At 52.2% G+C, this 525-nt stretch carries 1 rRNA gene; it reads left to right on the top strand.

Annotation, left to right across the window (positions count from 1 at the left end):
• Positions 1–70 precede the first annotated feature (70 nt).
• Positions 71–525 (top strand): 16S ribosomal RNA (locus tag PGR29_RS24815); the annotation flags it as partial.

The following is a 525-nucleotide window of genomic DNA, read 5'->3' as shown; positions in this document are numbered from 1 at the left end:
AAATGAATACCAAGTCTCTGAGTGAACATACGTAATTCATTACGAAGTTTAATTCACGAGCATCAAACTTAAATTGAAGAGTTTGATCATGGCTCAGATTGAACGCTGGCGGCAGGCCTAACACATGCAAGTCGAGCGGTAGCACAGAGAGCTTGCTCTCGGGTGACGAGCGGCGGACGGGTGAGTAATGTCTGGGAAACTGCCTGATGGAGGGGGATAACTACTGGAAACGGTAGCTAATACCGCATAACGTCGCAAGACCAAAGTGGGGGACCTTCGGGCCTCATGCCATCAGATGTGCCCAGATGGGATTAGCTAGTAGGTGGGGTAATGGCTCACCTAGGCGACGATCCCTAGCTGGTCTGAGAGGATGACCAGCCACACTGGAACTGAGACACGGTCCAGACTCCTACGGGAGGCAGCAGTGGGGAATATTGCACAATGGGCGCAAGCCTGATGCAGCCATGCCGCGTGTATGAAGAAGGCCTTCGGGTTGTAAAGTACTTTCAGCGAGGAGGAAGGCAT

The organism is Klebsiella sp. 141203 (assembly GCF_032601985.1).
In the GTDB taxonomy this organism is placed as follows: Bacteria; Pseudomonadota; Gammaproteobacteria; order Enterobacterales; family Enterobacteriaceae; genus Klebsiella; species Klebsiella aerogenes.
The sequence above is the reverse complement of the archived record's forward strand: the minus strand, read 5'-3'. Positions and strand labels throughout refer to the sequence as shown.